Source organism: Pseudonocardia halophobica, assembly GCF_027922425.1.
Taxonomy (GTDB): Bacteria; Actinomycetota; Actinomycetes; order Mycobacteriales; family Pseudonocardiaceae; genus Pseudonocardia; species Pseudonocardia halophobica.
The window spans coordinates 37270-63320 of record NZ_BSFQ01000042.1 but is presented as its reverse complement, the minus strand read 5'-3'; the positions used below and the strand labels follow the sequence as shown (position 1 = coordinate 63320).

General features: G+C 72.8%; 23 protein-coding genes and 1 pseudogene. 14 read left to right on the top strand and 10 right to left on the bottom strand.

Annotated features, from left to right (window positions below; translation table 11 throughout):
* From PKE99_RS31665 to PKE99_RS31655, 3 genes are all read left to right on the top strand, one after another.
* Nucleotides 1–488, top strand: a 488-nt coding sequence (locus tag PKE99_RS31665) for an aldehyde dehydrogenase family protein (protein ID WP_271214950.1), incomplete at its 5' end; no start/stop codon positions are given.
* Nucleotides 489–1358: 870 nt separating this feature from the next.
* The gene (locus PKE99_RS31660) at nt 1359–2639 is read left to right on the top strand and encodes an IS110 family transposase (protein ID WP_037048887.1); all 1281 of its coding nucleotides are present in this window, start codon (nt 1359–1361) and stop codon (nt 2637–2639) included.
* Between the two features lie 493 nt (nt 2640–3132).
* Nucleotides 3133–3552: a hypothetical protein gene (locus PKE99_RS31655; RefSeq protein WP_081924414.1), complete on the top strand. Its 420-nt coding sequence runs from the start codon at nt 3133–3135 to the stop codon at nt 3550–3552.
* Between the two features lie 22 nt (nt 3553–3574).
* Here PKE99_RS31655 and PKE99_RS31650 read toward each other — a convergent pair whose 3' ends face one another.
* The 3 genes from PKE99_RS31650 to PKE99_RS31640 are packed head-to-tail and all read right to left on the bottom strand — an operon-like array spanning nt 3575 to nt 6290.
* A complete protein-coding gene (locus PKE99_RS31650) occupies nt 3575–4435 on the bottom strand; it encodes a fumarylacetoacetate hydrolase family protein (protein ID WP_037048891.1) in 861 nt (286 codons plus the stop codon).
* Between the two features lie 14 nt (nt 4436–4449).
* Nucleotides 4450–5679 (bottom strand): acyl-CoA dehydrogenase family protein, encoded by a 1230-nt coding sequence (locus PKE99_RS31645; RefSeq protein ID WP_081924416.1) that lies wholly within the window; start codon nt 5677–5679, stop codon nt 4450–4452.
* A gap of 17 nt (nt 5680–5696) precedes the next feature.
* Nucleotides 5697–6290: a VOC family protein gene (locus tag PKE99_RS31640; RefSeq protein WP_037048893.1), complete on the bottom strand. Its 594-nt coding sequence runs from the start codon at nt 6288–6290 to the stop codon at nt 5697–5699.
* Nucleotides 6291–6457: 167 nt separating this feature from the next.
* Here PKE99_RS31640 and PKE99_RS31635 point away from each other — a divergent pair, with 167 nt between their 5' ends.
* The 6 genes and pseudogenes from PKE99_RS31635 to PKE99_RS31615 all read left to right on the top strand — a co-directional run bounded on the left by PKE99_RS31635 (nt 6458) and on the right by PKE99_RS31615 (nt 11544).
* Nucleotides 6458–7156, top strand: coding sequence for a GntR family transcriptional regulator (locus PKE99_RS31635; RefSeq protein WP_197040737.1), 699 nt, complete (start codon nt 6458–6460; stop codon nt 7154–7156).
* A gap of 135 nt (nt 7157–7291) precedes the next feature.
* A pseudogene (locus PKE99_RS39105) lies at nt 7292–7711 on the top strand (alpha/beta hydrolase); the annotation flags it as partial.
* Nucleotides 7712–7967: 256 nt separating this feature from the next.
* Nucleotides 7968–8171 (top strand): hypothetical protein, encoded by a 204-nt coding sequence (locus PKE99_RS31630; RefSeq protein ID WP_037048896.1) that lies wholly within the window; start codon nt 7968–7970, stop codon nt 8169–8171.
* 24 nt (nt 8172–8195) lie between these two features.
* Complete coding sequence (locus PKE99_RS31625) at nt 8196–9533, top strand: MFS transporter (protein WP_051737796.1); 1338 nt, start codon at nt 8196–8198, stop codon at nt 9531–9533.
* Nucleotides 9533–9979 (top strand): hypothetical protein, encoded by a 447-nt coding sequence (locus tag PKE99_RS31620; protein WP_037048897.1) that lies wholly within the window; start codon nt 9533–9535, stop codon nt 9977–9979. Before PKE99_RS31625 ends, PKE99_RS31620 begins: the two co-directional genes overlap by 1 nt.
* A complete protein-coding gene (locus tag PKE99_RS31615; RefSeq protein ID WP_037048898.1) occupies nt 9976–11544 on the top strand; it encodes an FAD-dependent monooxygenase in 1569 nt (522 codons plus the stop codon). Before PKE99_RS31620 ends, PKE99_RS31615 begins: the two co-directional genes overlap by 4 nt.
* A gap of 23 nt (nt 11545–11567) precedes the next feature.
* On the opposite strand, the gene PKE99_RS31610 is transcribed toward PKE99_RS31615, so the two are convergent.
* From PKE99_RS31610 to PKE99_RS31600, 3 genes are read right to left on the bottom strand one after another with little or no spacing between them, the layout of a single operon-like run.
* On the bottom strand, nt 11568–12542 hold the full coding sequence (locus PKE99_RS31610) for an amidohydrolase family protein (RefSeq protein ID WP_037048900.1): 975 nt from the start codon (nt 12540–12542) through the stop codon (nt 11568–11570).
* Nucleotides 12539–13609 (bottom strand): amidohydrolase family protein, encoded by a 1071-nt coding sequence (locus PKE99_RS31605; protein ID WP_037048903.1) that lies wholly within the window; start codon nt 13607–13609, stop codon nt 12539–12541. The genes PKE99_RS31610 and PKE99_RS31605 overlap by 4 nt, the downstream gene beginning before the upstream one ends.
* Nucleotides 13606–15543, bottom strand: a complete 1938-nt coding sequence (locus PKE99_RS31600; RefSeq protein WP_037049258.1) for an acetoacetate--CoA ligase — start codon at nt 15541–15543, stop codon at nt 13606–13608. The genes PKE99_RS31605 and PKE99_RS31600 overlap by 4 nt, the downstream gene beginning before the upstream one ends.
* A gap of 101 nt (nt 15544–15644) precedes the next feature.
* Between PKE99_RS31600 and PKE99_RS31595 the strand changes: the two genes are divergently transcribed.
* Nucleotides 15645–16949 (top strand): PucR family transcriptional regulator, encoded by a 1305-nt coding sequence (locus PKE99_RS31595; RefSeq protein ID WP_037048906.1) that lies wholly within the window; start codon nt 15645–15647, stop codon nt 16947–16949.
* A 20-nt stretch (nt 16950–16969) separates the two neighbouring features.
* Here the strand turns inward: PKE99_RS31595 and PKE99_RS31590 are convergent, their stop codons facing one another.
* The gene (locus tag PKE99_RS31590; protein ID WP_037048909.1) at nt 16970–18175 is read right to left on the bottom strand and encodes a bifunctional 3,4-dihydroxy-2-butanone-4-phosphate synthase/GTP cyclohydrolase II; all 1206 of its coding nucleotides are present in this window, start codon (nt 18173–18175) and stop codon (nt 16970–16972) included.
* A gap of 275 nt (nt 18176–18450) precedes the next feature.
* Between PKE99_RS31590 and PKE99_RS31585 the strand changes: the two genes are divergently transcribed.
* Genes PKE99_RS31585 through PKE99_RS31570 form a run of 4 tightly spaced genes read left to right on the top strand, consistent with a single transcriptional unit; the run spans nt 18451 to nt 22040 of the window.
* Complete coding sequence (locus tag PKE99_RS31585; RefSeq protein ID WP_037048912.1) at nt 18451–18939, top strand: flavin reductase family protein; 489 nt, start codon at nt 18451–18453, stop codon at nt 18937–18939.
* A gap of 40 nt (nt 18940–18979) precedes the next feature.
* Nucleotides 18980–20194 carry an acyl-CoA dehydrogenase family protein gene (locus PKE99_RS31580; protein ID WP_081924419.1) on the top strand — a complete coding sequence of 405 codons (1215 nt, stop codon included), beginning with the start codon at nt 18980–18982 and terminating at the stop codon, nt 20192–20194.
* Between the two features lie 30 nt (nt 20195–20224).
* Nucleotides 20225–21094 (top strand): fumarylacetoacetate hydrolase family protein, encoded by an 870-nt coding sequence (locus PKE99_RS31575; protein ID WP_037048914.1) that lies wholly within the window; start codon nt 20225–20227, stop codon nt 21092–21094.
* Between the two features lie 7 nt (nt 21095–21101).
* On the top strand, nt 21102–22040 hold the full coding sequence (locus PKE99_RS31570) for a VOC family protein (protein WP_037048915.1): 939 nt from the start codon (nt 21102–21104) through the stop codon (nt 22038–22040).
* A gap of 361 nt (nt 22041–22401) precedes the next feature.
* Here PKE99_RS31570 and PKE99_RS31565 read toward each other — a convergent pair whose 3' ends face one another.
* From PKE99_RS31565 to PKE99_RS31555, 3 genes are read right to left on the bottom strand one after another with little or no spacing between them, the layout of a single operon-like run.
* Nucleotides 22402–23742, bottom strand: coding sequence for an MFS transporter (locus PKE99_RS31565; RefSeq protein ID WP_037048918.1), 1341 nt, complete (start codon nt 23740–23742; stop codon nt 22402–22404).
* Nucleotides 23743–23802: 60 nt separating this feature from the next.
* Nucleotides 23803–24570 (bottom strand): SDR family NAD(P)-dependent oxidoreductase, encoded by a 768-nt coding sequence (locus PKE99_RS31560; protein ID WP_037048920.1) that lies wholly within the window; start codon nt 24568–24570, stop codon nt 23803–23805.
* On the bottom strand, nt 24567–26051 hold the full coding sequence (locus PKE99_RS31555; protein WP_037048921.1) for a class I adenylate-forming enzyme family protein: 1485 nt from the start codon (nt 26049–26051) through the stop codon (nt 24567–24569). The genes PKE99_RS31560 and PKE99_RS31555 overlap by 4 nt, the downstream gene beginning before the upstream one ends.

The following is a 26051-nucleotide window of genomic DNA, read 5'->3' as shown; positions in this document are numbered from 1 at the left end:
AGTCGGCGGGCGCCACGCTGGTGGTCGACGGGCGGCAGGGCGAGTTCGACGCGGACGGGGCCGGGTTCTTCGTGGCCCCGACGCTGTTCGACAACGTCACGACCGACATGAGCATCTACACCGACGAGATCTTCGGCCCGGTGCTCTCGGTGGTCCGCGTGGACACCTACGAGGAGGCCGTCGAGCTGATCAACGCCAACCCGTACGGCAACGGGACCGCGATCTTCACCAACGACGGCGGAGCGGCGCGGCGGTTCCAGAACGAGGTCGAGGTCGGGATGATCGGCATCAACGTGCCGGTGCCGGTGCCGATGGCCTACTACTCCTTCGGGGGCTGGAAGAACTCGCTGTTCGGCGACACCCACGCCCACGGCGTGGAGGGCTTCCACTTCTTCACCCGCGGCAAGGTCGTGACCACCCGCTGGCTCGACCCGGCCGCGCGGGAACAGCACGGCGGCATCAACCTGGGCTTCCCCCAGAACGCCTGAGAGACCCTCTTGGTCACCGTTTTGGTCATTGCTTACGATCGATCATGACCCCTGCGACTGAACATGAGCCAAGATCGTCAACGAGGCGAGGCTGCTCTCACCAGCACCAACGCTCATCGGGGCCTGCGGTGGAACACCCGACTCCCCTCCAGCGGGTTGGGGGTTCGATTCCCTCGCGGCGCACAGAAGCAGCAGGTCAGAGCGTTGTCGCTCTGGCCTGCTTCGCGTTTCCAAGGTCCAACTCGACGTTTATCTACCGCAAACCCCGAAAAGGGAGTCAGCTGTCACGCACGCCGACCCGGTCAGTGCGTCGAGAACCGCAGCTCAGTGGCCCTCCCACCCGGCATGCCGCCGATCTTCGTGACCTGCACTCATGTAAGGAGCTTCGGGACTTGATCGGCCCGGGGTTCCGGGGTTGCATGCGCATCCCGGCTGGTCCGGTGGGTGGCGTCGAGTAGCGCTCTGAGGGCGGATGTGTGTTCGTGCCTCGCTGGGCTGATTGCCACCGCTGGCCTGGCCACGGGTGCCCCGGATGAGGGAAGTAGACCGGCCCCTGGCGGGTCGGGTCTGGTTGCAGCACATGAGTGGGAGCCGTCGTCAGGATCGCTTGCCGCCCGTGGGGACCGTGGCCGATCAGTGCGCCGCCCTGCGCGGAACAGCCCGGGGCGACGGGGCTGGGCAGGGGAGGATGCGGATGCAACGACGACTGGTGGGCATCGACCTGGGGATCGCCAGCGCGCACACCGTGCGGGTGCTCGACGAGGCGGGTCGCACGCTGGGTCGGGGCCGGGGTGGGCCGACGGTGGCCGAGCTGTCCCGGATCGAGGACGCCGCCCTGGCCGGCGCCGCGCCGGGCACCCGGCTGGAGGTGTGGTTGAGCCGACCGGGCCGGCGTGGCTGCCGGTCGCGGTGTTCTTCACCGGCCGCGGGCACCTGGTCTATCGGGTTTCCAGCGCCAAGGCCGCGGACCTGCGCCGGTTTCTGTCCCGGCACGCCAAGAGCAACGGCATCGACGCCGACACCCTGGCCCGGTTGCCGCTGCTCGACCCCGACGGGCTGCGCCCGCTGGAGCTGCCCGGCGTGCAGACCGCGGCGCTGGACCGCCGCGTGCGGGCCACCGACCGGCTCACCCGCGCCGCCACCGCACACAAGGTGCGGATCAAGGACCTGGTCCGTCAGCTACTACCGGCCACCCCGCTGACCGGCGAGCTCGGGCGGGCCGACCTGGCCGTGCTCGAACGCTGGGCCGACCCGCGCGCGCTGCTCGCCGCCGGCCCGGCCCGCCTCACCACTGTGATCGACAAGGCCTCACACGGGCAGCAGGGCGCCGAGCGGGCCGCGGCCTGGCGGGCCGCCGCCGCAGAAGCGGTCGAGCTCTACGCGGCCTATCCGGCGATGCCGTTCACCGATCTGGCCGCCGAGGTCGCCACCGAGGTCCGGCTGCTGCGCGCCGTCCAGGCCGAACTGGCCGAACACGCCGCACACCGGGAGGAGGCCTACCGGCGGGCCGATCCCGGCCAGCTCGCCCGCAGCCTGCCCGGCCTGGCCCACATCGGCGCCCCGGCGCTGGTCGCCATCGTCGGTGACGCCGCCCGGTTCCCCACCGCGCGGCAGTTCCGCTCGTTCACCGGGCTGGCCCCCCGCGCCTCGGAGACCGGCGAGACCGACCGCAAGGGCCGGCCCATGTCCAAGGCCGGCCCGGCGCTGCTGCGCACCACCCTGATCCGGGCCGCGGACAACGCCCGCCGCCAGGACCCGCAACTAGCGAAGATCTACTACACCCAGATCGTCGAACGCGGCGCCACGCACACCAAAGCGCTCTGCGTGGTCGCGGCCGCGCTGGCCGAACGCGCCTGGGCGGTGCTGCGCCGCGGCATGCCCTACGTCATCTGCGACACCGACAGCACCCCCATCGACCCCACCGCCGCGAAGGCGATCATCGCCGAGCGGTGGACCGTCCCCGCCGCCGTCCGGGCCCGCCGACGCAGCCGCAAAAGCCCCTCAGCAACGCACACGACGAAGGCGGGGAAGGCCCCTCACGGAGTCCTCGCGGGACACAGGCCAGACGCTCCAGGGCGTCGACAACGAGGCGACCTTCCCCACCAGCCATCCTCACGCTCCCAGCAACCCGGACGCAAGACACCTCCTTGACAGCCCAGCTCCCACAGGGAATCAGCCTAGGAGTCAGCTGTTCACCGGTGTTCGGCGATGCCACCGCCATCCTGACCACCGGCTCGGTTCACCGCGCTCGGCCAAGCCCGCAGCCGCGCCCGGCCAGCCCCAGTCCCCGCGCCCGGCCGCGCCGTTGAGGTGTCCGACCTGACCGGGCGACCGGATGAGCCGGTCCTCAGGCTCGACAGAGTCCCGGCCGGGTCACCGTGCCCGGCAGCGCCCGCGCCACCGTTCAGCATGACCGGACCGGCATCGTCGTCGCTGTAGGACAGCCCGCCGCTCTCGCCGCCGGCGCAGCCCGCGTTCCAGGCGAAGGGGCCGGCGACGGACCCTCCGCCGCCGGAGCCGTTGTCGTGACGCGGCCGTCTTCAGCGGCAGCGACGACTTCGGCTCCGAACGACCACCTCGCGGCCGACGACGCGACCAGCGCGGTCGCCGCCATCCTCGAAGGGCGCCAACCCCCGGCCGCAGGCTGCTCGGCGCCGTCGACGGCCTCCGCGCCGCAAGCAAGCCGGTCCTGGTGCTCAAGACCGGCCGCAGCGAGGTGGGTGCACGAGCGGTCCAGTCCCACACCGGCAGCATCGCCGGGGACTACACCGTCTACCGCGCCCTGCTGAGCCGGGGCGGCGCCACCCGGTCGGACCTCGTGCTCCCCACCCTCGTCGGAGTCCTGGACGCCGCACAGCGAGCGGGCGCCACCGTCGTCCACTCCCGGCTGGCAAGCCGAGCACGCGACTACAGCGGCATCGTCCCCGCACTTCAGACCTACGTGCGGGCAGCCGAGGCACACGAGGCCCACTGGGCGGCACAACCGTCGAACGGCCTGCACGACGAGGACGATCTGGTGATCACCGAGTCAGGTGCAGGTCCGTCCCACGACTCGGGATCGTGACGTCGCAGCGTCAGGTCCTGGATCAGGCCCGGACGAATCGGTGACGCATCTCCCCGATACCGGTGGCCCAGGTGACGAGTTCCTCGCCGGCCTGCAGGAACCGTGGCGGGGACATTCCCACCCCGACCCCGGAGGGAGTGCCGGTGAAGATCAGGTCGCCGGGGAGCAGTGTCACGACCGTCGAGAGCTTCGCGACGAGCGTGGGTACCGGGAAGATCATGTCGCCGGTACGCGCCTTCTGGACGCTCTCCCCCTCGACGAGGCAGCCCAGCTCGAGGTCGTCCGGGTCGAGGCCCGTCGCACGCAGCTCGTCGACGGTGACGAGGTGCGGCCCGACGGGTGAGAAGCCTGGGTAGGACTTGCCCAACCCGAACTGTGCCGGCGGGGCGGCGAACTGGGTGACGCGATCGGAGATGTCCTGGCCCAGGCTGACGCCGGCGACATGGTCCCAGCCGTCGGCTTCGGAGATGTGGCGTCCGCCCACCCCGATGACGGCGACGAGCTCGACCTCCCAGTCCACGTTGCCCGGTGTCAGGGCGATGTCCCCGCGGGGGCCGGTGAGGCTGGAGGCGTACTTGGTGAACACGACGGGTTCGGTGGGCGCGGCGAAGCCGGACTCGTCGGCGTGGTCGCGGTAGTTCAGGCCGACCGCGAAGATCTGCGGGGGCCGCGGTGCGACCGGGCCCAGCGCCGCCTCGTCGACCGGCGTCGCGGCGTCGAACGAGGCGGAGGCGGCCCAGGCGCGGAACTCCGCCCACCGGCCGTAGACCGACTGCGGGTCGGCCGGGAACCGGCCTCCGCCGGCCTGCTCGACGTCGAGAGCGCGGGACGGGTCCTCGGGGTCGAGCAGGACCAGCCGGCCGGCGTGATTCGCGATGCGCATGGAATCCTTCCAGGTCAGACGAGTGCGGTGACGCCGTCGGTGAGACCGAGCAGTGCCCGGCCGTAGACCTCGGCGGAGATCGCCGGGCTGATCACCGCATGCCGGGAGGCCACCTCCGAGTCGCGCCAGATGCGCTGCAGCGGGCTGGACTCGGCGAAGCTGGACGCGCCGTGCGCGGAGACCAGGATCCGGATCGCCTCGCGGGCGTTCTCGATCGCGGTGCCGGTGTCCATGCGGACCCGGGCCCGGGCGGCGTAGTCGGGGTAGACGCCGTCGGCGGCGGCCTGGTCGATGTCCGCGGCGGCGCGGTAGGCGTGCAGGTGCGCCGAGTCGACCAGCGCGGCCGCCTTGGCCACGGCGAGCTGGACCGTGGGTGCTTCGGTCTGCACGTCGTAGAAGGTGTAGGAGATCGATCGCTTGGGCGCCTTCTCCAGCACCAACTCGAGGGCGGCCTGGGCGAGTCCGAGCTGGGGCCCGGCGAGCACCAGCGCGGCGACGGGCACGAATGAAGAGCGGTAGAGGGCCTCGCCGGTGTGCTCGGTGCCGTAGCGGCCGCCGATGGCGGCGGGCACCGAGATGACCCGGTGCTCGGGGATGAACACGTCCTGTGCGACGAGGGTGTTCGAGCCGGTTCCGCGCATGCCGGCGACGAACCACGTGTCCTCGATGGTCAGGTCGCTCATCGGGACCAGGGCCAGCCCCTGGTCGACGACCTCCCCGCGCTCGTCGGGCACCGGGAAGCCGACCACGGCCCATTGGGAGTGCAGGCACCCCGAGGCCCAGCCCCACCTGCCGGTCACCCGGTAGCCGCCGTCGACCTTGATGGCCTCCGCGGACGGCGCGAGGACGCCGGCGATCCGGTTGCCCGGGTTCTCCTCCCAGATGTCGCGCTGGGCGCGATCGGGGAACAGCCCGGCGAAGAAGGAACAGACGTTCATCAACGTGGAGACCCACGCGGTCGACCCGCATCCGCGGGCCAACTCGCGCGACACCTCGAGCTTCGTGCGGATGTCGGTCTCCAGGCCGCCCAGCCGGCGCGGCTTCATGATCCGGTACAGCCCGGCGTCGTCGGCGAGGGTGATGTTCTCCTCGACCACGCGGCGGTCCTGCTCGGTCTTCGCGGCGTTGCGCACCAGGACGGGGACGATCTCACGCGCGCGGCCCACCAGCTCCGCGCGCAGCGCGCGTGCGTCGTCGGTCGTGCCGGGACGGTCGAGCAGGTAGTCCGGAGTCTGCGCTGCCATCGATGTCGCTCCTGTCGTCAGGCGGTGAGGGACGGGGCGGCGCCGGTCAGCACGCGCATGGGATCGGGCAGCTCGGGTCCGGACAGGGCCCAGGCCCGGGTGCACAGCTCGGCGGCGGACGCTCCGCCGCGGCGGGCGGCGACCATCCGATCGACGTCGAAGGCCGGGCCGACCGGGTCGGCGTCGTACTCCGGGCCCTTCATGTACGCCGTGGCCTCGTCGGCGGTGGCGAAGTTGTCGACCTGCATCTCGACGAAGTTGCCGTCGGGGTCGCGGTAGTACAGCGAGGTGGTCACCCCGTGCTGGATCGGCACGGCGGGTTCGACGCCGGCCGCACGGAGCTCGGCGTAGCGCTCCAGCAGATCGTCGAGCGAGTCGAAGGTGAACGCCGTGTGGTGCATGCCGACGGTGCCGGGCTCCTTCGGCCGGGCCACCTCGGCAGGCACCTCGAGCAGCGCGATGCGGTGGTGCTCGTCGTCGAAGGTGAGGAAGGTCAACCCGTGCCCGGCGTGCACCACGTGGGCCTTCAGCACGGTGCAGTACCAGTCGCGGACGACGTCGGGCTGCGCGGTCTGCAGGACGACGTGGACGAGTTTCGGCGTGGCGCCCATGAGCGGTCTCCTCTCGGGCCAGGTCACTCCGGCGTGACCTGGAGCACGACCGGGACCGTAGAGACTAACTTATAAGATGTCAACGTGCGCTAGCATGCGTGCCGACGACGTCGCACGAAGGGTCGGAGGGTGCCGTGACGCTGGGGGATCAGCGCGGGATGCGATCGGTGGCTGCCCGCAAGGCCTCGGCGGTCGACCTCGTGTTGCACGAGATCCGCCGCTCCATCTTGAACGGCGACCTCCCGCCCGGCCGCCCGTTCACCGTGCCCGCGCTGACCGAGCAGCTCGGGGTCAGCCACGTCCCCGTCCGCGAGGCGCTCCGCCAACTCGAGGCGCAGGGCCTGGTGGTCCTCAGCCCGTCGCGCAGCGCGATCGTCACCCCGCTCGACCCCGACGACCTGCGGGCGATCTACCGGTTGCGGATCATGGTCGAGCCCGAACTCGCGGCGCTCTCGGCGGCCGACCGCACCGACGCGGAGATCGACGAGCTCGAACGACTGGTGCACGAGGCCTTCGACAGGGTGCCTGCCGAGGACTTCTGGGATCCGCACCGCGAGTTCCACGCCGCCCTGATCCGCCCGGCCGCGGGCGAATGGGACCTGCGGATGCTGCGACCCTTGTGGGACGCCTCCGAGCGCTACACCCGGCTCGTGTTCGACCCCGTCGGCGAGCCGGAGAGCTTCGCCGCCCGCCGCGGACACGTCCACCAGGAGCTGGTCGAGGCCGCCCGCTCCCGCGACCCGGAGCGTCTCCGCGCCCAGGTGCGCGAGCACCTCGAGGCGAACCGGCGAACGATGCTCGACCGCATGGGCAAGGTCGGCGGCCCGGGCTCGGGAGCGTGGGCCGCACCCGCCGAGACGGCCTGACCTCGACTCCGGCCCCCGAACGGGTGTGATTGACATCTTATAAGTTCTAGCTTTACGGTTCCGCCGCTCGGAGTCGGAGCTGCGTCCCGCGCCCGACACCGCCGAGCACTGTTCTTCACGATTCGAGGGAGAGTCATGAAGCAGTTCGTCGCGGACGTCGCAGGCCGCATCACCGCAACCCTCCACGAGTCCCGCTCGGCCGAACCCGGGCTCCCGCTGCTCGTCGCCCTCCACGGGGGCACCTACACCAGCGCCTACTTCACCGTCGCCGGGTCTCCCGCGGGATCCTTCGTCGACATCGCCGGACGCAACGGCTTCCACGTCCTCACCCTCGACCGCCCCGGTTACGGCGACAGCGACCCGCTGCCCGAGGACGAGAACACCTTCGCCCGCCAGGCCGAAGTGCTCGACGCCGCCGTGGCCGAGCTGCTGCCCGAGACCCCGTGCAGCGACGTCGTGCTGATCGGCCACTCGATCGGCGGCATGACGGCCCTGGAGATCGCCGCACGCGAACTCGCGTGGTCCCTGCTCGGGGTCTCGGCGACCGGGATGGGGGCCCGCATCCGAGCCGGCGGCCCCGCCGAGCAGCTCGGTGCCCTCCCACTGGCCGGCGTCGTCGACCTCCCGGTCCCCGACCGCGAACAGCTCTGGTACGGCCCGGCCGGGTCGGTCACCGACGACGCCGTCCGCGCCGCCCGGGCCTCCTTCGCCCCGGCTCCGATGGTGGAGCTGGCCTTCGCGCCGACCTGGGCCGGACTGCGCCTCGCCGAGGTCGCCTCACGGGTGTCGGTACCCGTCCACCACGCGCTGGGTGAGTTCGACGCACTCTGGGACTCCTCCCCAGGCCCGCGACCTGTTCCGCGCGGCCTTCACTCCCGGCCTGCCCGTCGACTCCGAGATCGTCCCCGGCGCGGGCCACTGCCTCGACCACCACCGGATCGGCGCCGCCCTGCACCTGCGACAGCTCGCCTTCGCCCGGGACTGCACGACCCGCGTCCCGACCCCGACCGCCTGACCCTTACCGTCGAGAAGGGCCCACATGTCCGTCCGCGAGGCCGTCGACGGTTCGTCGATCGGCCGCTTCCAGATCCGTGTCATCCTCCTGTGCCTCGTCCTCAACATGGTCGACGGATTCGACATCCTTGTCATGGCGTTCGCCGCCTCCGGGGTCGCCCGCGAATGGGCCCTGTCCGGTTCGCAGGTCGGGCTCCTGCTCAGCAGCGGCCTGGCCGGCATGGCACTCGGATCCGCCTTCGTCGCCCCGCTCGCCGACCGGATCGGCCGGCGCCCGCTCACAGTCGCCTGCCTGGCCGTCTCCACCGCCGGGATGGTGCTCGCCGCCACGTCGACCGCCTACGCGGGCCTCGGCCTCGCCCGGCTGGTCACCGGCCTGGGCATCGGCGGCATGGTCGCGAGCCTGCCCGTGCTCCTCGCCGAGTACTCACCGCGCCGCCGCCGGGGTGCCACGATCGCCCTCTACGCGGCAGGGCTGCCGCTGGGCGGGGTGCTCGGCGGTTCGCTCGCCGCGCTGCTCGCCGCCGAGTTCGGGTGGCGGGGCCCCTTCGCCGCCGGCGCCGCCATCACCGCCCTGATGCTGATAGTGATCGTCCTGGCCATGCCCGAGTCGATCGACTTCCTCCTGACCCGCCGACCTGCCGGCGCGCTCGGGAAGGTCAACCGGCTGCTCGCCCGGATGGCGCTGCCGCCGCTGCAGGAACTCCCGCCCCCCGGACCCGGCAGCACGCGCGGCGTGCGCGCGGAGGTCCTCCGTGGGCGCAACGGGGTCCGGTCGGTCCTGCTCTGGATCGCCTTCTTCGTGATGATGGCCGCCTTCTACTTCGCGGCGAGCTGGACCCCGCGACTGCTGGAGCAGAGCGGGCTCTCCGCCCAACAGGGCCTGGGCGGCGGGGTGCTGCTGAACCTGGGCGGGGTCGCCGCGACCCTGCTGTTCAGCCTGTTGGCCCTGTTCATCTCCAGCCGGCTGCTGACCGTGTGCTCCTTCCTCGCGACCGGGCTCGCCTTCCTGGCCATGGGGCTCGCCCTCGGCAACCTCGCCGCGTCACTCGTGGTCGCCGTCGTCGTCGGGATGGTGATCAACGCAGGCGCGGCTGGGCTGTTCGCCCTCGCCCCCGACCTCTACCCCGCCTCGGTCCGCACCACCGCGGTCGGCTGGGCTGCCGCTTTCGGACGCCTGGGGGCCATCTCCTCGCCGATCCTGGTCGGCCTGCTCGTCGACCGTGGTTGGACACCGGCAGCCTTGTTCGGTCTGCTCGCGATCCCGACCGTCCTCGCCGCCGGGGCCGTGCTGCTGATGACCCGCTCAACTGCGCCGACGCGGGTCACGACCGGACAGTCGACACCCCAGAGGACGGCGTGATGAGCACCTGCCTGCCCTGCGCGATGGAGCTCGCCGATGACGCAGCGGTCGTGTTCCGCGACCCGCTGTGGGCCTGCGAGGTCGTCCCCGGCTTCGACGTCCCCGGCTGGTTCGTCCTGCGCGTGCGCCGCCACGCAGAGCGGCTGCAGGGCCTCGACGCCCAGGAGCTGGCGACCTACGCCAGGCGGCTACGCGACGTGGTCGACGCCGTCGGCCAGGTCACCGGCGCCCCGGCCGTCTACCAACTGACCTTCGGCGAGGCGAACCCGCACCACCACACGCTGGTCGCCGCCCGCGGCCATGACGTGCCCCCGGAGCATCGCATGGGCGCGATCCTGAACCTTCGGGCCGCGCACGCCGACACCGACGCCGCCTGCGCTCTGGTACCCCCCGTGGCCGCCGCGTACGAGCGGCTCGCCCGCCGCCCCCAGGGGAGGACTGCATGACGGCCCTGCCCCCGTCGACCCGGGTGCTGATCGCCGGCGGCGGGCCCGTCGGCCTCGCGACCGCCGTCGAACTGGGCCGACGGGGAGTCCACTGTGTGGTGATCGAGCCCCGCGAGAGCGTGTCCCGCGCGCGCCCCCGCTGCAAGACGATCAACGTCCGCACCATGGAGCACCTGCGACGGTGGGGGCTGGCCGACCGGCTGCGCGAGCTCGCCCCGCTGCCCGTCGACTGGTCGCAGGACATCGTGTTCTGCACGACCCTCGCCGGTCGCGAGCTGTCCCGCTTCACCGGGGTGCTCGGCCTCGCCGACGGCGGTGACCGCTATCCCGAACGCGGCCAGCAGGCACCCCAGTACGTCCTCGAGGAACTGCTGCGCGACACCGTGGCCGGTCTCGGACCCTGCACCCTGGCCACCGGCTGGTCCGTCGCGTCGCTCGACCGGAAACCCGACGAGGTCCAGGTCGGCGTGGTCGACCGGGCCGGCCGGAGCACCGTCGTGACCGCGGACTACGTGGTCGGCGCCGACGGCCCGCGCAGCGTGGTACGCGAGCAGATCGGCTCGGCCTACGTCGGTGAGCACGCCCTGCGACCCAACTTCGGCATGGTCTTCCGCGCCCCCGACCTGTGGCGCCACGTCGCGCACGGGCCGGCCGTGCAGTACTGGACCGTCGACCCGGGCGCGCCGGGGATCCTCGGCCCGCTCGACCGACAGGGCACCTGGTGGTTCATCGCGTTCGGCGTCGACCGCGAGACCGGCTCCCGTGACGCGACGCAGCTCGTCCACGCCGCGACCGGGACCGAGTGCGACGTGGAGATCCTGTCCACCGATCCCTGGACCGCGCGGATGCAACGGGTCGACCGGCTCCGAGCGGGGCGGGTGTTCCTCGCGGGCGACGCCGCGCACCTCAACCCGCCCTTCGGCGGGCACGGCCTCAACACCGGCATCGGCGACGCCGTCGATCTCGGCTGGAAGCTCGCCGCCCACCTCGACGGCTGGGGCGGCCCGGCCCTGCTCGACTCCTACGAGGCCGAACGCGGCCCCCTCCAGGACCGGGTGATCGCCGAGGCCACCGCGAACATGCAGGTCCTATCCACCGACCTGGTCGGCACCGACCTCGACGCCGACGGACCGGCGGCCGACCGGGCCCGGGCTGCGCTGCACAGCCGGATCCAGCAGACCAAGCACGCGGAGTTCCACGCGCTCGACCTCGTCCTGGACACCGGCTACGACGGCTCCCCGGTCCTCGCCCGCCACGAAGAACCGTGCCCTGACCTGCTCGGCCACCGCCTACCTCACACCTGGCTCGGCGACGGTGTGAGCATCTACGACCGGCTCGGCCCCGAGCTGACCCTGCTCCGACTCGGCGGGCCCGGTACAGCGGCCCACGCCCTGCTGGCCGCCGCCGACCGGCGTGCGGTCCCGCTGACGGTCGTGGACCTCGCCGACCGCGGGCTGCGGGACCGGTACGGCACCGACCTCGTCCTCGTCCGACCCGATCAGCACGTCGCCTGGGCCGGGGACGAGGCCGCCGGCGACATACTCGACCTGGTTCGCGGCATCTGACCGCTCGGGTCCGCTGTGGTTCGTCAGCCGGGCCGGGCCGGCCCCGGATCGGGGAGCTGCGGAAGGAGCCGACGGGCGTTGTCGGTGGTCAGCGCGCGCCAGCTCGTCCCGGCTGGTTGCGGTGCGTCGTCGACGGAGGCGATCTGGGCGGCGACGGCGGGACGTGGGGTCCAGCAGTAGTCGCTGCCGTAGAGGAGGCGCCCGGTCCCCACGCTGCGCTCCAGGGCGGGAATCTGGTGCGGGAACGGCGTCCCGGCCGTGTCGAACCAGAGGCGGGCGAGCTGCTGCGATACGGGCACGGTGCCCGCAGCGGCATCGCCGAAGAGCCCACGGAACAGCTCGATGCGGTCGGCCAGCAGCGGCAGCGCGCCGCCACCGTGCGTGGCGATCCATCGGATGTCCGGGTACCGGTGGAGCGTCCCGCTCAGCACGAGGTCGGCGAAGGCGCGGGCGGAGTCGAACACGAACTCCAGCATCGGGCGCGGCCGGCCGGCCGTGAGCGCCTCGGCCGCGAGTGGAGACGTCGGGTGGACGAACACCACGGCGGCGCGCCGGTCGAGCTCGGCCCAGAGGGGGTCGTTGTCGGGGTGACCGAGGTACCGGCCTGCGGCGTTGGTCTCGACCACGAGCCCGTCGGCGCCGAGCTGATCGAGCGCGTGGACGGCCTCGGCCACCGCTCCCTCGGCGTCGGGTAGCGGCAGGGAGGCGAAGTGGCCGAACCGGTCGGGATGGGCCGCCCGGATCTCGGCACCGGCCTCGTTGACCTCGCGGGACAAGCGACGCGCGGGAAGGTCCTCGCCGAAGTGGGTGCCGGGCGACGAGATGGACAGCAGCGAGGTGGCGATGCCGTGCTCGTCCATCAGGTCCAGGTGCTGCGCTGCGCTCCAGGTGGGCCAGCCGGGCATGCCGTCGGGTTCGGTGTGTCCGGCAGCTCGGGCAGCCTCGACGTAGCCGTCGGTGACGAAGTGGGCGTGCACATCGATCAGCGGGGCCGTCACAGCAGGACCTTCTCGACCTCGACACCGCCGCACCAGACGCGCTGCACGCCCCTGGTGGCGCTGATGTCCGCCAGCGGGTCATCCGCGAGCAGGACCAGGTCGGCCCGCAGCCCCGGGGCGATCGCGCCGCGGTCGCCGAGGTCGAAGTACCGGGCGGGCAGCGCGGTGGCCGCGCGCAGCGCTTCCGCGGGGGTGAGCCCGGCCTCGACCAGCAGCATCAGCTCCCGGTGCAGCGAGACGCCGTGCCGCACCGGGTCGGGGAGCATCGGGCCGGAGAAGGCGTCCGTGCCTGCGAGGACCGGTACGCCGGCCGCGTGCAGGGCCGCGACGCTGTCCCGGCTGTAGGCGTAGGCCTCCCCGGGCCGGCCGAACTGCGCCACCACGGCCTCCATCATCGCCAGCGTCGGGACGGCCGCGGTGCCGGCCTCCGCCATCCGCGCGATCGTCTCGGCATCGATCACGCCGTCGCGCGGGACGTGGGTGACGACGTCGACGCCGGCGTGCACGGCCATCCGGTAGGCCGCCACGGACGAGGCGTGAGCGACCGAGAGCATCCCGTGGGCGCGGGCCGCGGCGGCGACGGCGTCGATCGTCGGCTGGTCGAGCAGGTCCGGGCCGGGCCACTCGATCACGACCTTGATGTAGTCCGCGCCCTCGGCGACGCGCGCCGCGACGAAGGGTTCGGCCTGGTCGGCGGCGCGCAGGACGGCGTCGGCGGGCATTCCAGGCATCCGGGCGTGTGTGCCGCCGGCGCCGATCGCCGGCGTGCCGGCGCTGCGGATGTCCGGGATCCGGCCGCGGAAGGAGTCGACGCGCTCGGCGGGCCAGCAGGCCATGTCCAGGGCGGTGGTGACGCCGTGCCCGGCCAGCGCGGTGAGGTCGTCCGGGCCCAGGAGGTGGACGTGGGCGTCGATCAGCCCGGGCAGCAGCACACCGCCCCGACCGTCGACCTCGGTTCCGGGGCCTGCCGCCCCGTGCCCGATCAGCCCGCCCTCGATGGTCACGGTGCCGGGCTCGCGCAGGCGCTCGCCGTCGAACACCCGCACGTCGTGCAGCGTGGTGGTCATGTCCGTACTCCTTCGGTCGTGTCCATGGCGGTGAAGGCGGCGAGGGCCGCGACGTCGTCGACGGCGCCGGGACTGATCACCTCGTGGACAGGTCGTCCCTGCAGGATCCGCTTGATCGGGGTCTCCAGCTTCTTGCCGGTCATCGTGCGGGGCACCGCCGGGACGGCGCCGATCGCGTCGGGCACGTGCCGCGCCGACAGCTCGCGGCGCAGGGTGGTCCGGATCCGGTCACGGAGGGCGTCGTCGAGCACCGTGTCCCCGGCGGGCACCACGAACAGCAGCAGCCGACCGAGCCCTCCCCCGTGGTCCTCCAGGTGCACCACGAGCGAGTCCGCGACCTCGGGCAACTCCTCGACCACCGAGTAGAAGTCGGCCGTGCCGAGCCGGACACCGCCCCGGTTGAGGGTGGCGTCGGAGCGCCCGGAGATCACGAAGCTGCGGTGCGGAGACACCGTGACCCAGTCGCCGTGCCGCCACACCCCGGGGTAGGTGTCGAAGTAGGACCCTCGGTAGCGCGCGTCGTCGGGGTCGTTCCAGAAGCGGACCGGCATGGACGGCATGGGTTGGCGGACGACGAGCTCGCCGACTTCCCCGACGATCTCCTCGCCCTGTGGGTCGAACGCCGTGACGTCCACCCCGAGGCAGGGCCCGGCCAGCTCCCCGCGGTACACCGGCAGCCACGGGTTGCCCGCCACGAAGCCCGAGCAGATGTCGGTGCCACCGCTCATCGAGTTGACCAGGACCCAGGTGCCGAGCTGCTCGGTGGCCCAGTCGAAGCCCTCGTCGGGCAGCGGCGACCCGGTGATGCCGAGCATCCGAAGCGCGGACAGGTCCACATCGGACGGCACGATCCCCGCCTTCCGGCAGGCCATCAGGTAGCCGGGGCTGGTGCCGAACAGGGACACCCGGGCCTCGGCGGCGATCCGCCACTGCTGCAGCAGGTCCGGATACTGCGGGTTCCCGTCGACGAGCACCACCGCGGCGCGCTGCAGCAACCCCGAGACGAGGATGTTCCACATCGTCCACGCGGTGGTGGTGAACCACAGGATCCGGTCACCAGGCCGGGTGTCGAGGTGGAAGGCCTGCAGCTTGAGGTGTTCGAGCAGGATGCCACCGTGGCCGTGCACGATCGCTTTCGGCAGCCCTGTGGTGCCGGAGGAGAACAGGACGTGCAACGGGTGGTCGAACGGCACCGGCTCGAACGCAAGCGCGGCAGGCTCGGCGAGCAGGTCCGCCCAAGGCAGTGTGTCGGCGATCTCGAACCGGCCGTAGCGGACCCCGACGACGTGGCGGAGGGTGGGCAGCCCGGCGCGGATCGCTGCCACCTCCGCGGACCGGTCGATCTCCTTCGCGCCGTGCACGTAGCCGCCGACGGCGAGCAGCACCGTCGGCTCGACCTGGGCGAACCGGTCGACGACACTGCGCGCGCCGAACTCGGGTGCGCACGCCGCCCAGACCGCGCCGAGCGAGGCGCAGGCCAGGAACGCCACGAGCGCCTCCGGCACGTTCGGGAGGTAGGCGACGACCCTGTCCCCGCGGCCGACGCCCAGCCGGATGAGACCTGCCCGGGCCCGGCCGACCTGCTCGGCCAGCTCGCCGAAGGTCAGCTCGATCCGCTCCCGGGTCTGGGAGTACGCGATCACCGCGACCTGGTCGGTGTCCTCCGGGCGGCCCAGCATGTGCTCGGCGTAGTTCAGCGTGGTGCCGGGGAACCACTCCGCGCCGGGCATCGCTCGCGATCCCAGTACGGGCCCGGTCGCGTCGAGCGCACCGGTGAACTCCGCGACCGAGGCCCAGAAGCCCTGCAGGTCCTCGACCGACCAGCGCCACAGCTGGTCGTACGTGGTCACGCTACGGCCCCGGGCGGCGAGCCAGCGCACGTACCGACCGAGCGGGGTGACGTCGAGGACGTCAGGGTCGGGTTGACGGATCACGGTCACGATTCGGCTCCGAGGGGGTGAGGCGACCGCCCGACCGGCCGGATAATCGTCCGGATGGATGCGGCCACGGGTGACATGTCGTGTGGAGGTGTGCGGTGACGTCCGCCGAGCCCGGCCGGGAATGGCTGTGCGGGCTCGGCCCGCGGGGCCGGGTCACGCTCGCCGAGTCGGCCTGCCTCCCGACGACCGTCGCCGAGGGCGTGTCCCGGGTCGGTGAACTGCCCGTCTGCTGGGCTGTCGAGCTCGGGCGGGAGATGGCCACCCGGATCACCCGGGAGATCCCGCCGTTCGGCGGCGGTGACGCCCCGTTCGAGATGCTGCGCCGGGGGACCGAGTCCTCGGTGCAGCGGGCGCTGCTGCTGCTGGCGCAGCCGTCCGCCGGGCTGAGCCCGACCACCGAGGAGTCGCTCGAGGGCATCCGCGAGTTCGTCCGCCGGTCGATCTCCCTGGACCGGGTGCTGCGCGGCATCCGGCTCGGCCACGCGGACATGGCCCAGGCGTTCCTCCGGTCGTGCGAGACGCTCGTGGAGAGCGCACGGCTGGCCGACGAGATGAAGGCGGTCACGGACGAGCTGTTCCGGTACGTCGACGGCTTCGCCGATGCGATGACCCGGGAGTACCTCGCCGAGTACGACCGCTGGACGACCAGTGCGGCCGCCGCCCGGGCCGAGACCGTCCGGGCCGTGCTCGCCGGCGAGCCGGTCGACGTCACCGCCGCGTCCCGCGCGCTCGGCTACGAGCTCGAGCGCCGACACCTGGGCCTGACGGTGTGGACCGATGCCGTCGCCGCGGACTCGGCGCTGCAGCTGGCGGCGGCGGACCTGCTGCGGGCGCGGGGAGCGACCGCCACGCTGGTCGTGCCGGTCGGCTCGGGTCAGCTCTGGGCCTGGGGCGCCGTTCCCCGCGACGAGCGGCCGCTGTCGGGGCGTCGGCCGGGCAACGGTGTCCGGGCCGCGTTCGGCGTGCCCGCCACGGGGATCGACGGGTTCCGCCGCACCCACCGTGAGGCCGTCCGGGCCGCGCAGCTGCGCAGGCTCTCCGGTGACCGCCACGGCCCGGTGACCGACTACGCCGACGTCGCGCCCGCCGCGCTGCTCGGCACCGATCTGATCGCGGCCGGGGAGTTCGTGCGCCGCGAGCTCGGGGCGCTGGCCGAGCGCAGCGAGCCGATGGGCGTGCTGCGCACGACCCTGCTCCACTACCTCGACGCCGAGCGCAGCCTGGTCACCGTGGCCGGCGCACTGCACGTCGCCCGCGGCACGGTGGCCTACCGGGTGAAGCGGGCCGAGCAGCTGCTCGGCCGGGAGGTCGCCGAGCACCGGTTCGCCCTGCACGCGGCGCTGTTGCTGGCCGAGGAGATCGGGGACGCGGTTCTCGATCCGGACCCCGACGAGCTGTGACCGGTCGGTGCCGGTGCGCATCAGGCCGTCACCGGCGCGAGCAGGTGGCCCATGCGTTCCCGCTTGGTGGACAGGTAGCGCAGGCTCTCCGCGGCCGGCTCCGGTTCCACGGGTAGCCGCCGCTGCACCCGGATCCCGTGCTCCTCGAGGCCGGTCACCTTCGCCGGGTTGTTCGTCATCAGCGCCACCTCGGCCACGCCGAGGTCGGCGAGGATCGCTGCGGCCGCGGCGTAGTCACGGGCGTCGACGGGCTGGCCCAGGGCGGTGTTGGCGTCGACGGTGTCCAGCCCGCGGTCCTGGAGCCGGTAGGCCTGCAGCTTCGGCCCCAGTCCGATCCCGCGACCCTCGTGGCCGCGCAGGTAGACGAGCACGCCGCGGCCCTCGGCGGCGATCCGGTCGAGGGCCGTGTGCAGCTGTGGCCCGCAGTCGCAGCGCCGCGACCCGAACACGTCGCCGGTGAGACATTCGCTGTGCACCCGGCAGAGCACCGGGCCGGGCTGTCGCAGGTCACCGTGGACGAGGGCGACGTGCTCGACGCCGGCGGCCGGATCGCGGAAGGAGACCGCGGTGAGCGACCCGGCGGACGTCGGGATCGGGGCGGCCCCGCCGCGCTCCACACCGCCGCGCTGTCCCAGCCTGGCGGCCAGCTCGCCGATGGTGATCACAGGCAGGCCGTGCCGCTCAGCGAAGGCGACCGCCTCCGCTCCGCGAAGCATGCCGAGCCGGTCAGGGGTGACGAGCTCGCAGATCAACGCGACCGGTTCGACCCCGGCCAGGCGGCACAGGTCCACCCCGGCCTCGGTGTGCCCGCGCCGGGCGAGGACACCGCCCGCCCGTGCACGCAGCGGCATGAGGTGGCCGGGGCGGGCCAGGTCTTCCGGCCGGGTCGCCGGGTCCGCCAGTGCGCGGCAGGTCGCCGCCCGGTCGGCCGCGCCGATGCCCGTCGTCGTCCCGCACCGCACGTCGACGCTGACGGTGAAGGCGGTGCCGTGCGGGTCCTCGTTGGCGGTGACCATCGGCGGCAGCTCGAGCGCGTCCACCCGCTCGGGGGCCAGCGCGGCGCAGAGGAACCCGGAGGTGTGTTCGAGGAAGAAGGCCACTGTGTCGGGGGTGGCGTGTTCCGCTGCCACGATCAGGTCGGCCTCGTTCTCCCGGTCCTCGTCGTCGAGGACCACGACGATCCGGCCCGCGCGGATCGCCTCCACCGCCTCGTCGAGCACGGTCATGGCCGACCTCCCTGGTTCGTCGCTGAACGCCTGGACGGCCTGCAGTGAACAGCGACTGCGGGCGCCGGGGCTTGTACCCCGACCACAGGACCGCCGGGTCCTGTTGAACCCGGAGTCCGACGACAGGTGACCGTGGTCAGCCGGGTTCAACGTCGCGCTGAGGACTTGAACCCGCAGACCAAGCACGGCGGCCGCCGGGCCCTGTTCTCTCTGTCGCACCGGCAGCGGCGCCCGCCGCGACCCGGCTCGACGACGAGACGGACGGAGACCTCCACATGGTCGACCAGCAGAGGTTCAAGGACCTGATGAGCGCGGTCTGCGCGCCCGTCACCGTCGTCACCACCCTGACCGCGGACGGGCGGCCGCACGGCACGACCGTGTCCAGCTTCGCCTCGCTCTCGCTCGACCCACCGCTGGTGTCGCTGGCCCTCGACCACGGGTCGGCCCTGCTGGGCCACGTCCGGCACTCCGGACTGATCGGCGTGAACGTGCTGAGCGAGGCGCAGCAGGAGCTCGCCGCCGCATTCGCCGGCCGCGGGCCCGACAAGTTCGACGGCCTCGCCTGGGTCGTTCGGGACGGGCTGCCCCACCTACCCGACTCCGCCGGCTGGTTGGCGGGGGTCGTCGAGCAGTACGTCCCGGCCGGCGACCACGACCTGCTGATCGTCCGCGTGCGGTCGGCGTCCTCGTCGCCGGCTTCCCCGCTGGTCTACGCCCGCCGCACGTTCGGCACGCACTCCCGGCTCGCCGTGCTGGCGAGCTGACCGACCACCCACCTGTCGCATCGTTCGAAGGAGAATGACGATGAGCATCATCCTGGACCGTCCCGGCGCCACCGACGCCGATCGCGAGCTGCGCGCCGACCTCGTCGGCCGCGCCGCGAAGCTCGTCCCGCTGCTGGCCGGCAACGCGGGGCAGACCGAGGCCGACCGGCGCGTGGTGGAGGAGAACATCACCGCGATCGACGAGGCCGGGCTGCTGTCGATCATGCGGCCGACCCGCTTCGGCGGCCTGCAGACCGACTTCCGCACCAAGCTGGAGGTCTCCCGCGAGCTCGCCCGCGGCTGCGGCTCGACCGCCTGGGTCACCACCCTGATGAACGTCTGCAGCTGGTTCACCGGGCTGTGGCCCGCCCAGGCGCAGCAGGACGTATGGGGCGCCGACCCGTCGGCCCGCGTCGCCGGGGTGCTGGCCCCGTCCGGGACCGCGCGTGAGGTCGACGGCGGGTTCGTCGTCAGCGGCAAGTGGGGCTGGGCCTCCGGGTCTGCGCACGCGCAGTGGGCGGTCGTCGGCATCCCGCTGCTCGACGCCGACGGTGGCCTGCGCGACCAGGGCATGATCCTGATTCCGATGTCCGACCTGACGATCGAGGACACCTGGTTCGTGGCGGGCATGCGCGGCACCGCGTCCAACACCCTCGTCGCCGACGAGGTCTTCGTCCCCGCCCACCGCTACCTCTCCGTCCCCGCCGCGATCCAGGGCCGGCCGGCGACCCCCTTCGCCGACGAGGCCCTCTACCACTCGGCGTTCGTGCCGGTCACCGCCCTCGTGCTGGCCGGCCCGCAGCTCGGGCTCGCCCAGGCCGCGCTCGACCTCGTGCTCGACAAGGCCCCGAAGCGGTCGATCTCCTACACCTTCTACGACACCCAGGTGGGAGCCCCCACCGTGCAGCTGGCCGTGGCGAAGGCCGCGTCGCTCGTGGACTCCGCGCACCTGCACGCCTACCGCGCGGCCGCCGAGATCGACGAGGCCGCCGCCCGCGGCGAGTACCCGCACTACGACGCCCGCGCCCGCATGCGCATGGACACCGGCGTCGCCGTCACCTACGCCCGCGAGGCGATCCGGATCCTGGTCTCCGCCCACGGCGCGTCCAGCTTCGCCGAGTCCAGCCCACTGCAGCGGATCTGGCGCGACAGCGAGACCGCCAGCCGCCACGCCGTCGTCAACCCCGAGATCAGCACCGAGGTCTACGGCAAGTCGCTGCTCGGCATCCGCGGCGACGTCACCGCCCTCGTCTGATCCCCCGGTCTCCACGAAACGAGCGACACCATGCGATACGGCACCCTCTCCGGACGGCTCACGCTGTTCGTTCCCACCGGCGCGATCGACGTCGAGAAGGCCAGCGGCGGGCGGATCGGCGCCGACCCCCACGCCGCCTACGACGACTGGGACGCCTTCCGCGCCTGGGCCGCGCAGGCCGACCCCGCCGACGCCCACCCCTTCGACGAGGCCGACCTCGGCGCGCCCGTGCCGGCACCGGCCCAGGTCTTCGCGATCGGTCTCAACTACCGCGACCACGCCGCCGAGTCGAAGCTCGCGGCCCCCGACCGGTTCCCGCCCGTGTTCACCAAGTTCCGGACCGCGCTGTCCGGCCCGGTGACCACCGTCGCGCTGCCCGACGGCGGGAACACCGACTGGGAGGTCGAGCTCGTCGCGGTCATCGGGCGCCGCGCCGAGCGGGTGGCCGCGGCCGACGCCTGGGACCACGTGGCCGGGCTGACCGTCGGGCAGGACCTCTCCGAGCGGATCGGCCAGCTCGCCGGTCCGGCCCCGCAGTTCAGCCTCGGCAAGTCCTTCCCCGGCTTCGCTCCGACCGGCCCCTGGGTCGTCACCCTCGACGAGCTCCGCGACTCCGGCCTCGACCCGGACGACCTCGAGCTCAGCTGCGCGGTCGACGGCGAGACCGTCCAGCACGGCCGCACCCGCGACCTCCTGTTCGACGTGCCGGCCCTGATCGAGGGCCTGTCCGCGGTCACCCCGCTCCTGCCCGGCGACCTCCTGTTCACCGGCACCCCCGCCGGGGTCGGCGCCGGGCGCACGCCGCCGCGGTTCCTGCGCGCCGGCGAGGTGCTGACCAGCCAGATCGCCGGGATCGGCGAGCTCCGCCAGACCTTCACCAGCACACTCGAAGGAGAGTGAGTACGAGATGGCCCTGCACCGCCTGGCGTCGGTCGTCGTCGGCGTCCCGAACCTCGACGAGACCGCCCGCTACTACACCGACTTCGGACTCCGCCCGCTCGGAGCGGACGACCCGACCGAGCGGCGCTTCGCCACCGCCGACGGCGGCGAACAGCTCCGCCTGGTCGAGACCCCGATCCGCCGGCTGATCGCGATCACCGTCGGCGCGGACCACCCCGACGACCTCGACCGCGCCGCCGCCGGCCTCGACCGCCTCGGGATCGCCGCCGAACGCCGGGCCGACCGGCTGATCAGCGAGGAATCGGCCAGCCGCGTCGCCGTCCACGTGGCGGTCACCCCGCGGATCACCCAGCCGACCGTCCCGCCCACCCCCTACAACGGGCCGGGCCGGATCGAGCGCGCTGGGACGCGGGCTCCCGGGATCCTGCGCACGGACCCGGTCCGCCCCCGCAAGCTCGGCCACGTCGTGCTCGGCACCACCGACGTCACGACCACAGAGCGCTTCTTCCTCGACGGCATCGGCTTCAAGCTCTCCGACCGCGTCGCCGGCGCGGGCGCCTTCATGCGCTGCTCCACCGACCACCACAACGTGTTGGCCCTCAACGCCCCCGTCAGCTTCCTGCACCACACCTCGTGGCAGGTCGACGACATCGACGACGTCGGCCGCGGCGCCGCCGCCATGCTCGAGCAGGACCCCGACCGCCACGTCTGGGGGCTGGGCCGCCACCACGCCGGCTCCAACTTCTTCTGGTACCTCAAGGACCCTGCCGGGAACTTCTCCGAGTACTACTCCGACATGGACTCCGTGGTCGACGACCAACTCTGGACCCCGGAGACGCTCGAGGGAGCGAAGGGCCTCTTCTCCTGGGGGCCGCCCCCGCCGCCGTCGTTCCTGCGTCCCGATGACCTCGCCGAGCTCATGACGGGCGCACACCTTCCGGGATGACCGACCCCTCGCGTCGAGGTAGCTCGTCGCCGAAGGACGCCGCCGGTCGACGTTCTGGTCACCGCTTACCACCGATCACAACGCGAACAGCCGTCTCCACTGATGATCGACAGGCTCAGTTCATGCCTTGTGACCAGCATGAACGGCAGATCGGAGAGGTCCTGCCGTGCCACGCGACCCCCTCCAGCGGGGCGTCGCGCTGGTCCGGGTTGTCCAGGTCTCGCAGCGCATGACCGAACGTGTCGTCGACGGAACTGGTTCTCACGTAGGGCGCCGATACCGCGTCGGAAACCCGGGAAGTCGGGCGAGGATCACCGAGTCCGTGGAAGCGGGGGATGGTCCGACAGCACGTCGCCGTCCTTCAGGTCCGCGCGGTGGACGAGCTGCCCAGCGTCGAGCTCTCGGTGTCCTCGCTCCCGAGGGTGTCTCGGGAGGTCTCGCGGGTGATCGCGACGAACGCGAGGCCGACGAGGGCGGCGAAGATCAAGTAGAACGCGGGCGCCAACGTGTTGCCGGTCAACGTGACCAACGCGGTCGCGATCACCGAGACCAGGCCCGAGCCCAGCACTCCGCCGATGTTGAAGCCGATCGAGACGCCGGTGTAGCGAACGCGTGTCGGGAACAGCTCGGGGAGCAGGGTGTAGAGCACGCCCTGCTGCACGGCGAAGGGGATGTTCAGGATGATCGCCGCCACCATGGCCCAGACCAGGGAGCCCTGCTGCATCACCCAGTAACAGGGCACCGCCAGGACGATGAACCCGAGCGCCGCCGCTGCCAGCACGGCTCGACGCCCGAACCGGTCGCTCAGCGCACCAGCCAACGGCACCAACCCGATCGGCAGCAGCACGATCAACACGATCAACCACAGCGAACCCGTCAGCGGGTACCCGAGCACCGCTGAGAGGTGCACCAGGATGTACACCGAGGCGAGGCTGCCGGTCGTCAACGTGGCGTAGACGATGCCGACGGTCCGCAGCACGGCGCTGCCGTGTTTGCGGAGAACCTCGGTCACGGGGGCCTTCACCGGCTCGGAGTCCTGAACCAGCTCCTTGAACACCGGCGAGTCCTCCACCCGCATCCGGTAGAGCACCGCGCCGAGAAGCAGAGGGCCGGCGATGAGGAACGGGATGCGCCAGCCCCACGAGGCGAGCTGCTCGGGAGTCGTGACCGCGGTGACGGTCCCGACAGCGGCCGCAGCACCCGCCAAGCCGAACGCGACACCGACGGACGTTGCCGAGCCGAACAGGCCGCGGCGTCGTGCCGGGGCGGACTCGGTCGCCAACGAGGCGGCCCCGCCGATCTCGCCGCCGGCAGAGATGCCCTGCACGATCCGCAGCACGGCGAGCAGGATCGGCGCGGCGACGCCGATGGTGGCGAAGGTCGGCAGGAGTCCCGTCAGCACGGTCGAGACGCCCATCAGGCTCACCGTCGCCATGAGCACGATGCGTCGGCCACGTCGATCACCGATCCGCCCGAAGATCACTCCACCGAGCGGGCGGGCCGCGAACCCGCCGGCGACGACGACCAGCGTGGACAAGACGCCGACGAGCCCGTCCTGGCTCGGGAAGAACAACGGCGCGAGGACGACGGCGAGGTAGCCGTAGATCGCGAAGTCGTAGTACTCGATGGCGGTACCGACGGCGGCGGCGATGCTCGCCCGCCGGCCGGTGCGGGCCGCCTCCTCGGGAGTGACCTGGGACATCGGCGCTCCTTCGCGCTGCGTCGACCCGGGCCGTGGCCCGTAGGTCGTGGATGGTGACTGCTAGGTGGCGTGGTACCCGCCGTCGACAGGCACGGTGAGGCCGGTGATCCACGCGGCCTCGGCGGAGAGCAGGAACGCCACCACCCCGGCGACGTCCGCGGGCGTGGGCAGCCCGGGGATCGGTGTCTGGGAGGTGACCAGACGTTCCATCGCGCACGGGTCGGGCGCGTTCTGGATGTGCCGCTCCACCAGCGGTGTACGGACGGCGGTCGGGGCAACGGCATTGACCCGCACCCCGCGGGCCGCGTACTCGATGGCCGCGGAGCGGGTCAGCCCGACGATCCCGGCCTTCGAGAAGCTGTACGGCGCCATGTTGGGCTTGCCGGACAACCCGGACGAGGAGGCCATGTTCACCACGGCACCGCCCTCGCCCGCGACCATGGTCCGCAGGGTCGCGCGCAGCACGTGGAACGCGCCGTCGGCGTTGACCCGCATGACGGTCGACCAGATCGCGTCGGTCGTCTCGTGGACCGGCACCTGCGGGCCGACCACGCCGGCGTTGTTGACCAGGGCGTCGATCCGACCGTGCCGGGCGGCCACCGTGTCGATCACGGTGTCGACGGCGACTGCGTCGGTCACGTCGACCTCGTGCGCGGTGGCGTGGGGGAGCTCGTCGGCCAGCTCGGCCACGGCCCGCAGGTCGCGGTCGAGCAGTGCGACGGTGGCCCCCTCGACGGCCAGCCGCTCGGCCGCCGCGGCCCCGAGGCCGGAGCCGGCCCCGGTGACGACGGCGACGGAGCCCTCGAACCGGCGGGCCGCCGTCGTCACGCCGGGGCCCCGTCCCGCAGCTCGCGGGCCAGCCGGGACGCGTCGGGGCGGGAGAGCTTGCCCACCCGGTTCTGCGGCAGCGCCTCCACCCGGAACACGAACTCCGGCCACTTGCCCTTCATCAGGCCGAGCTCGCCGAGGTGACGCTGAAGCTCGGCGAGGTCGAGATCGGCCCGCTCGGTGACCAGCAGGACCGCGATCCGCTCCCCCAGCACCTCGTCCGGCACCGGGACCACGCAGACCTGGTCGACCTGGGGATGGCGGGCCACCGCGGTCTCGACCTCGGTGATGTCGATGTTGCGCCCGCCGCGGATGATGATGTCCTTCTCCCGACCCTTGATCGAGATCGTGCCGTCCGAGGCGGTCTCGACGAGGTCGCCGGTCGGGAAGAACCCGTCCGCGGTCAGCTCGGGCGGGACCACGGTCCCGGCCCGCGCGTAGCCCTCGAACAGCGAGGGGCCGCGCACCTGGGCCCGTCCGGCCGCCCCGGCAGGGAGCGGCGCGCCGCCCTCGTCGACGGCCCGCAGCTCGGTGCCCGGGAAGGGGACGCCGTCGGTCCCGAGCCGTTTCTCGGCGGTGTCGCCGGGGAGCGAGGTCGTGTGGCCCAGGCATTCCGACATCCCGAAGACCCGCAGGAAGCGCGTCCCGAGGTGCTGCTCGGCCCGACCCAGCGCGCCCGCGTCCATCGGACCGCCGCCGACGGTCATCGCGGCCATCGCGGTCAGCAGGCCCGGTTCGCGGGCGGCCCCGCCCATCTGCAGCGCCATCGTGGGCACGCACATCGTCCAGCGGGCCTCGTGCTCGGCCATCAGGTCGACCGCGGCGGCCGGGTCCCAGCGGTCCGCCAGCAGCACACGCCCGCCGAGCATGAGCGGCAGGTACAGGCCGAAGCAGACGGCGGCGGCGGACGACAGCGGGACGAGTGCGGCGACCGTGTCCCCGGGCCGTAGCCCGACCGCGTCGATCGTGGCCTGCCCGGCGTAGCGCAGCGACTCCTCGGACTGCACGACACCCTTGGCGCGGCCGGTCGAGCCCGAGGTCAGACCGATGACGACCCCACCCCGCCACCGGTCGCCGTCACGGGCGGGCCGGGCCGCGAGCCGCCAGCCGTCCAGGACCTCGCCCGCGGCAGGGAGCCCGACCGCCCAGTCCCGACTGATGCCGGGGGCGGCGACGACGGCGTCCGGGTCGATGTCCTCGCACGCCGCGGCGAACTCCTGCCGAGTCGCGTGCCTGCTGATCAGGGCGAGCGTGCCCGCGAGCCTGCCCACTGCCACGGCGGCGACGACGGTGCGCCACGAGTTGTCCGCCTGCACCAGCAACGTGGGGCGGGGGCCGGTCGCCTCGCGCAGCGCCGCGGCCAGCACGGCGCCCTGCTCCAGGATCGCGGCGAGCCGGTGCGGCCCGTCGGCGTCGATCGCGACGACGTCGTCCGGCGCCGCCGCGGCGCGCCGGTCCAGGTCCAGAACGAGCTGTCGCAT

Excerpts from the sequence above, each read along its gene's own strand:
- PKE99_RS31650 (WP_037048891.1), bottom strand. The coding sequence starts at position 4,435 with ATGCGCATCGCGAATCACGCCGGCCGGCTGGTCCTGCTCGACCCCGAG.
- PKE99_RS31645 (WP_081924416.1), bottom strand. The coding sequence starts at position 5,679 with ATGGCAGCGCAGACTCCGGACTACCTGCTCGACCGTCCCGGCACGACC.
- PKE99_RS31640 (WP_037048893.1), bottom strand. The coding sequence starts at position 6,290 with ATGGGCGCCACGCCGAAACTCGTCCACGTCGTCCTGCAGACCGCGCAG.
- PKE99_RS31625 (WP_051737796.1), top strand. The coding sequence starts at position 8,196 with ATGTCCGTCCGCGAGGCCGTCGACGGTTCGTCGATCGGCCGCTTCCAG.
- PKE99_RS31620 (WP_037048897.1), top strand. The coding sequence starts at position 9,533 with ATGAGCACCTGCCTGCCCTGCGCGATGGAGCTCGCCGATGACGCAGCG.
- PKE99_RS31615 (WP_037048898.1), top strand. The coding sequence starts at position 9,976 with ATGACGGCCCTGCCCCCGTCGACCCGGGTGCTGATCGCCGGCGGCGGG.
- PKE99_RS31605 (WP_037048903.1), bottom strand. The coding sequence starts at position 13,609 with ATGACCACCACGCTGCACGACGTGCGGGTGTTCGACGGCGAGCGCCTG.
- PKE99_RS31590 (WP_037048909.1), bottom strand. The coding sequence starts at position 18,175 with ATGACCGTGCTCGACGAGGCGGTGGAGGCGATCCGCGCGGGCCGGATC.
- PKE99_RS31585 (WP_037048912.1), top strand. The coding sequence starts at position 18,451 with ATGGTCGACCAGCAGAGGTTCAAGGACCTGATGAGCGCGGTCTGCGCG.
- PKE99_RS31580 (WP_081924419.1), top strand. The coding sequence starts at position 18,980 with ATGAGCATCATCCTGGACCGTCCCGGCGCCACCGACGCCGATCGCGAG.
- PKE99_RS31575 (WP_037048914.1), top strand. The coding sequence starts at position 20,225 with ATGCGATACGGCACCCTCTCCGGACGGCTCACGCTGTTCGTTCCCACC.
- PKE99_RS31570 (WP_037048915.1), top strand. The coding sequence starts at position 21,102 with ATGGCCCTGCACCGCCTGGCGTCGGTCGTCGTCGGCGTCCCGAACCTC.
- PKE99_RS31565 (WP_037048918.1), bottom strand. The coding sequence starts at position 23,742 with ATGTCCCAGGTCACTCCCGAGGAGGCGGCCCGCACCGGCCGGCGGGCG.
- PKE99_RS31555 (WP_037048921.1), bottom strand. The coding sequence starts at position 26,051 with ATGCGACAGCTCGTTCTGGACCTGGACCGGCGCGCCGCGGCGGCGCCG.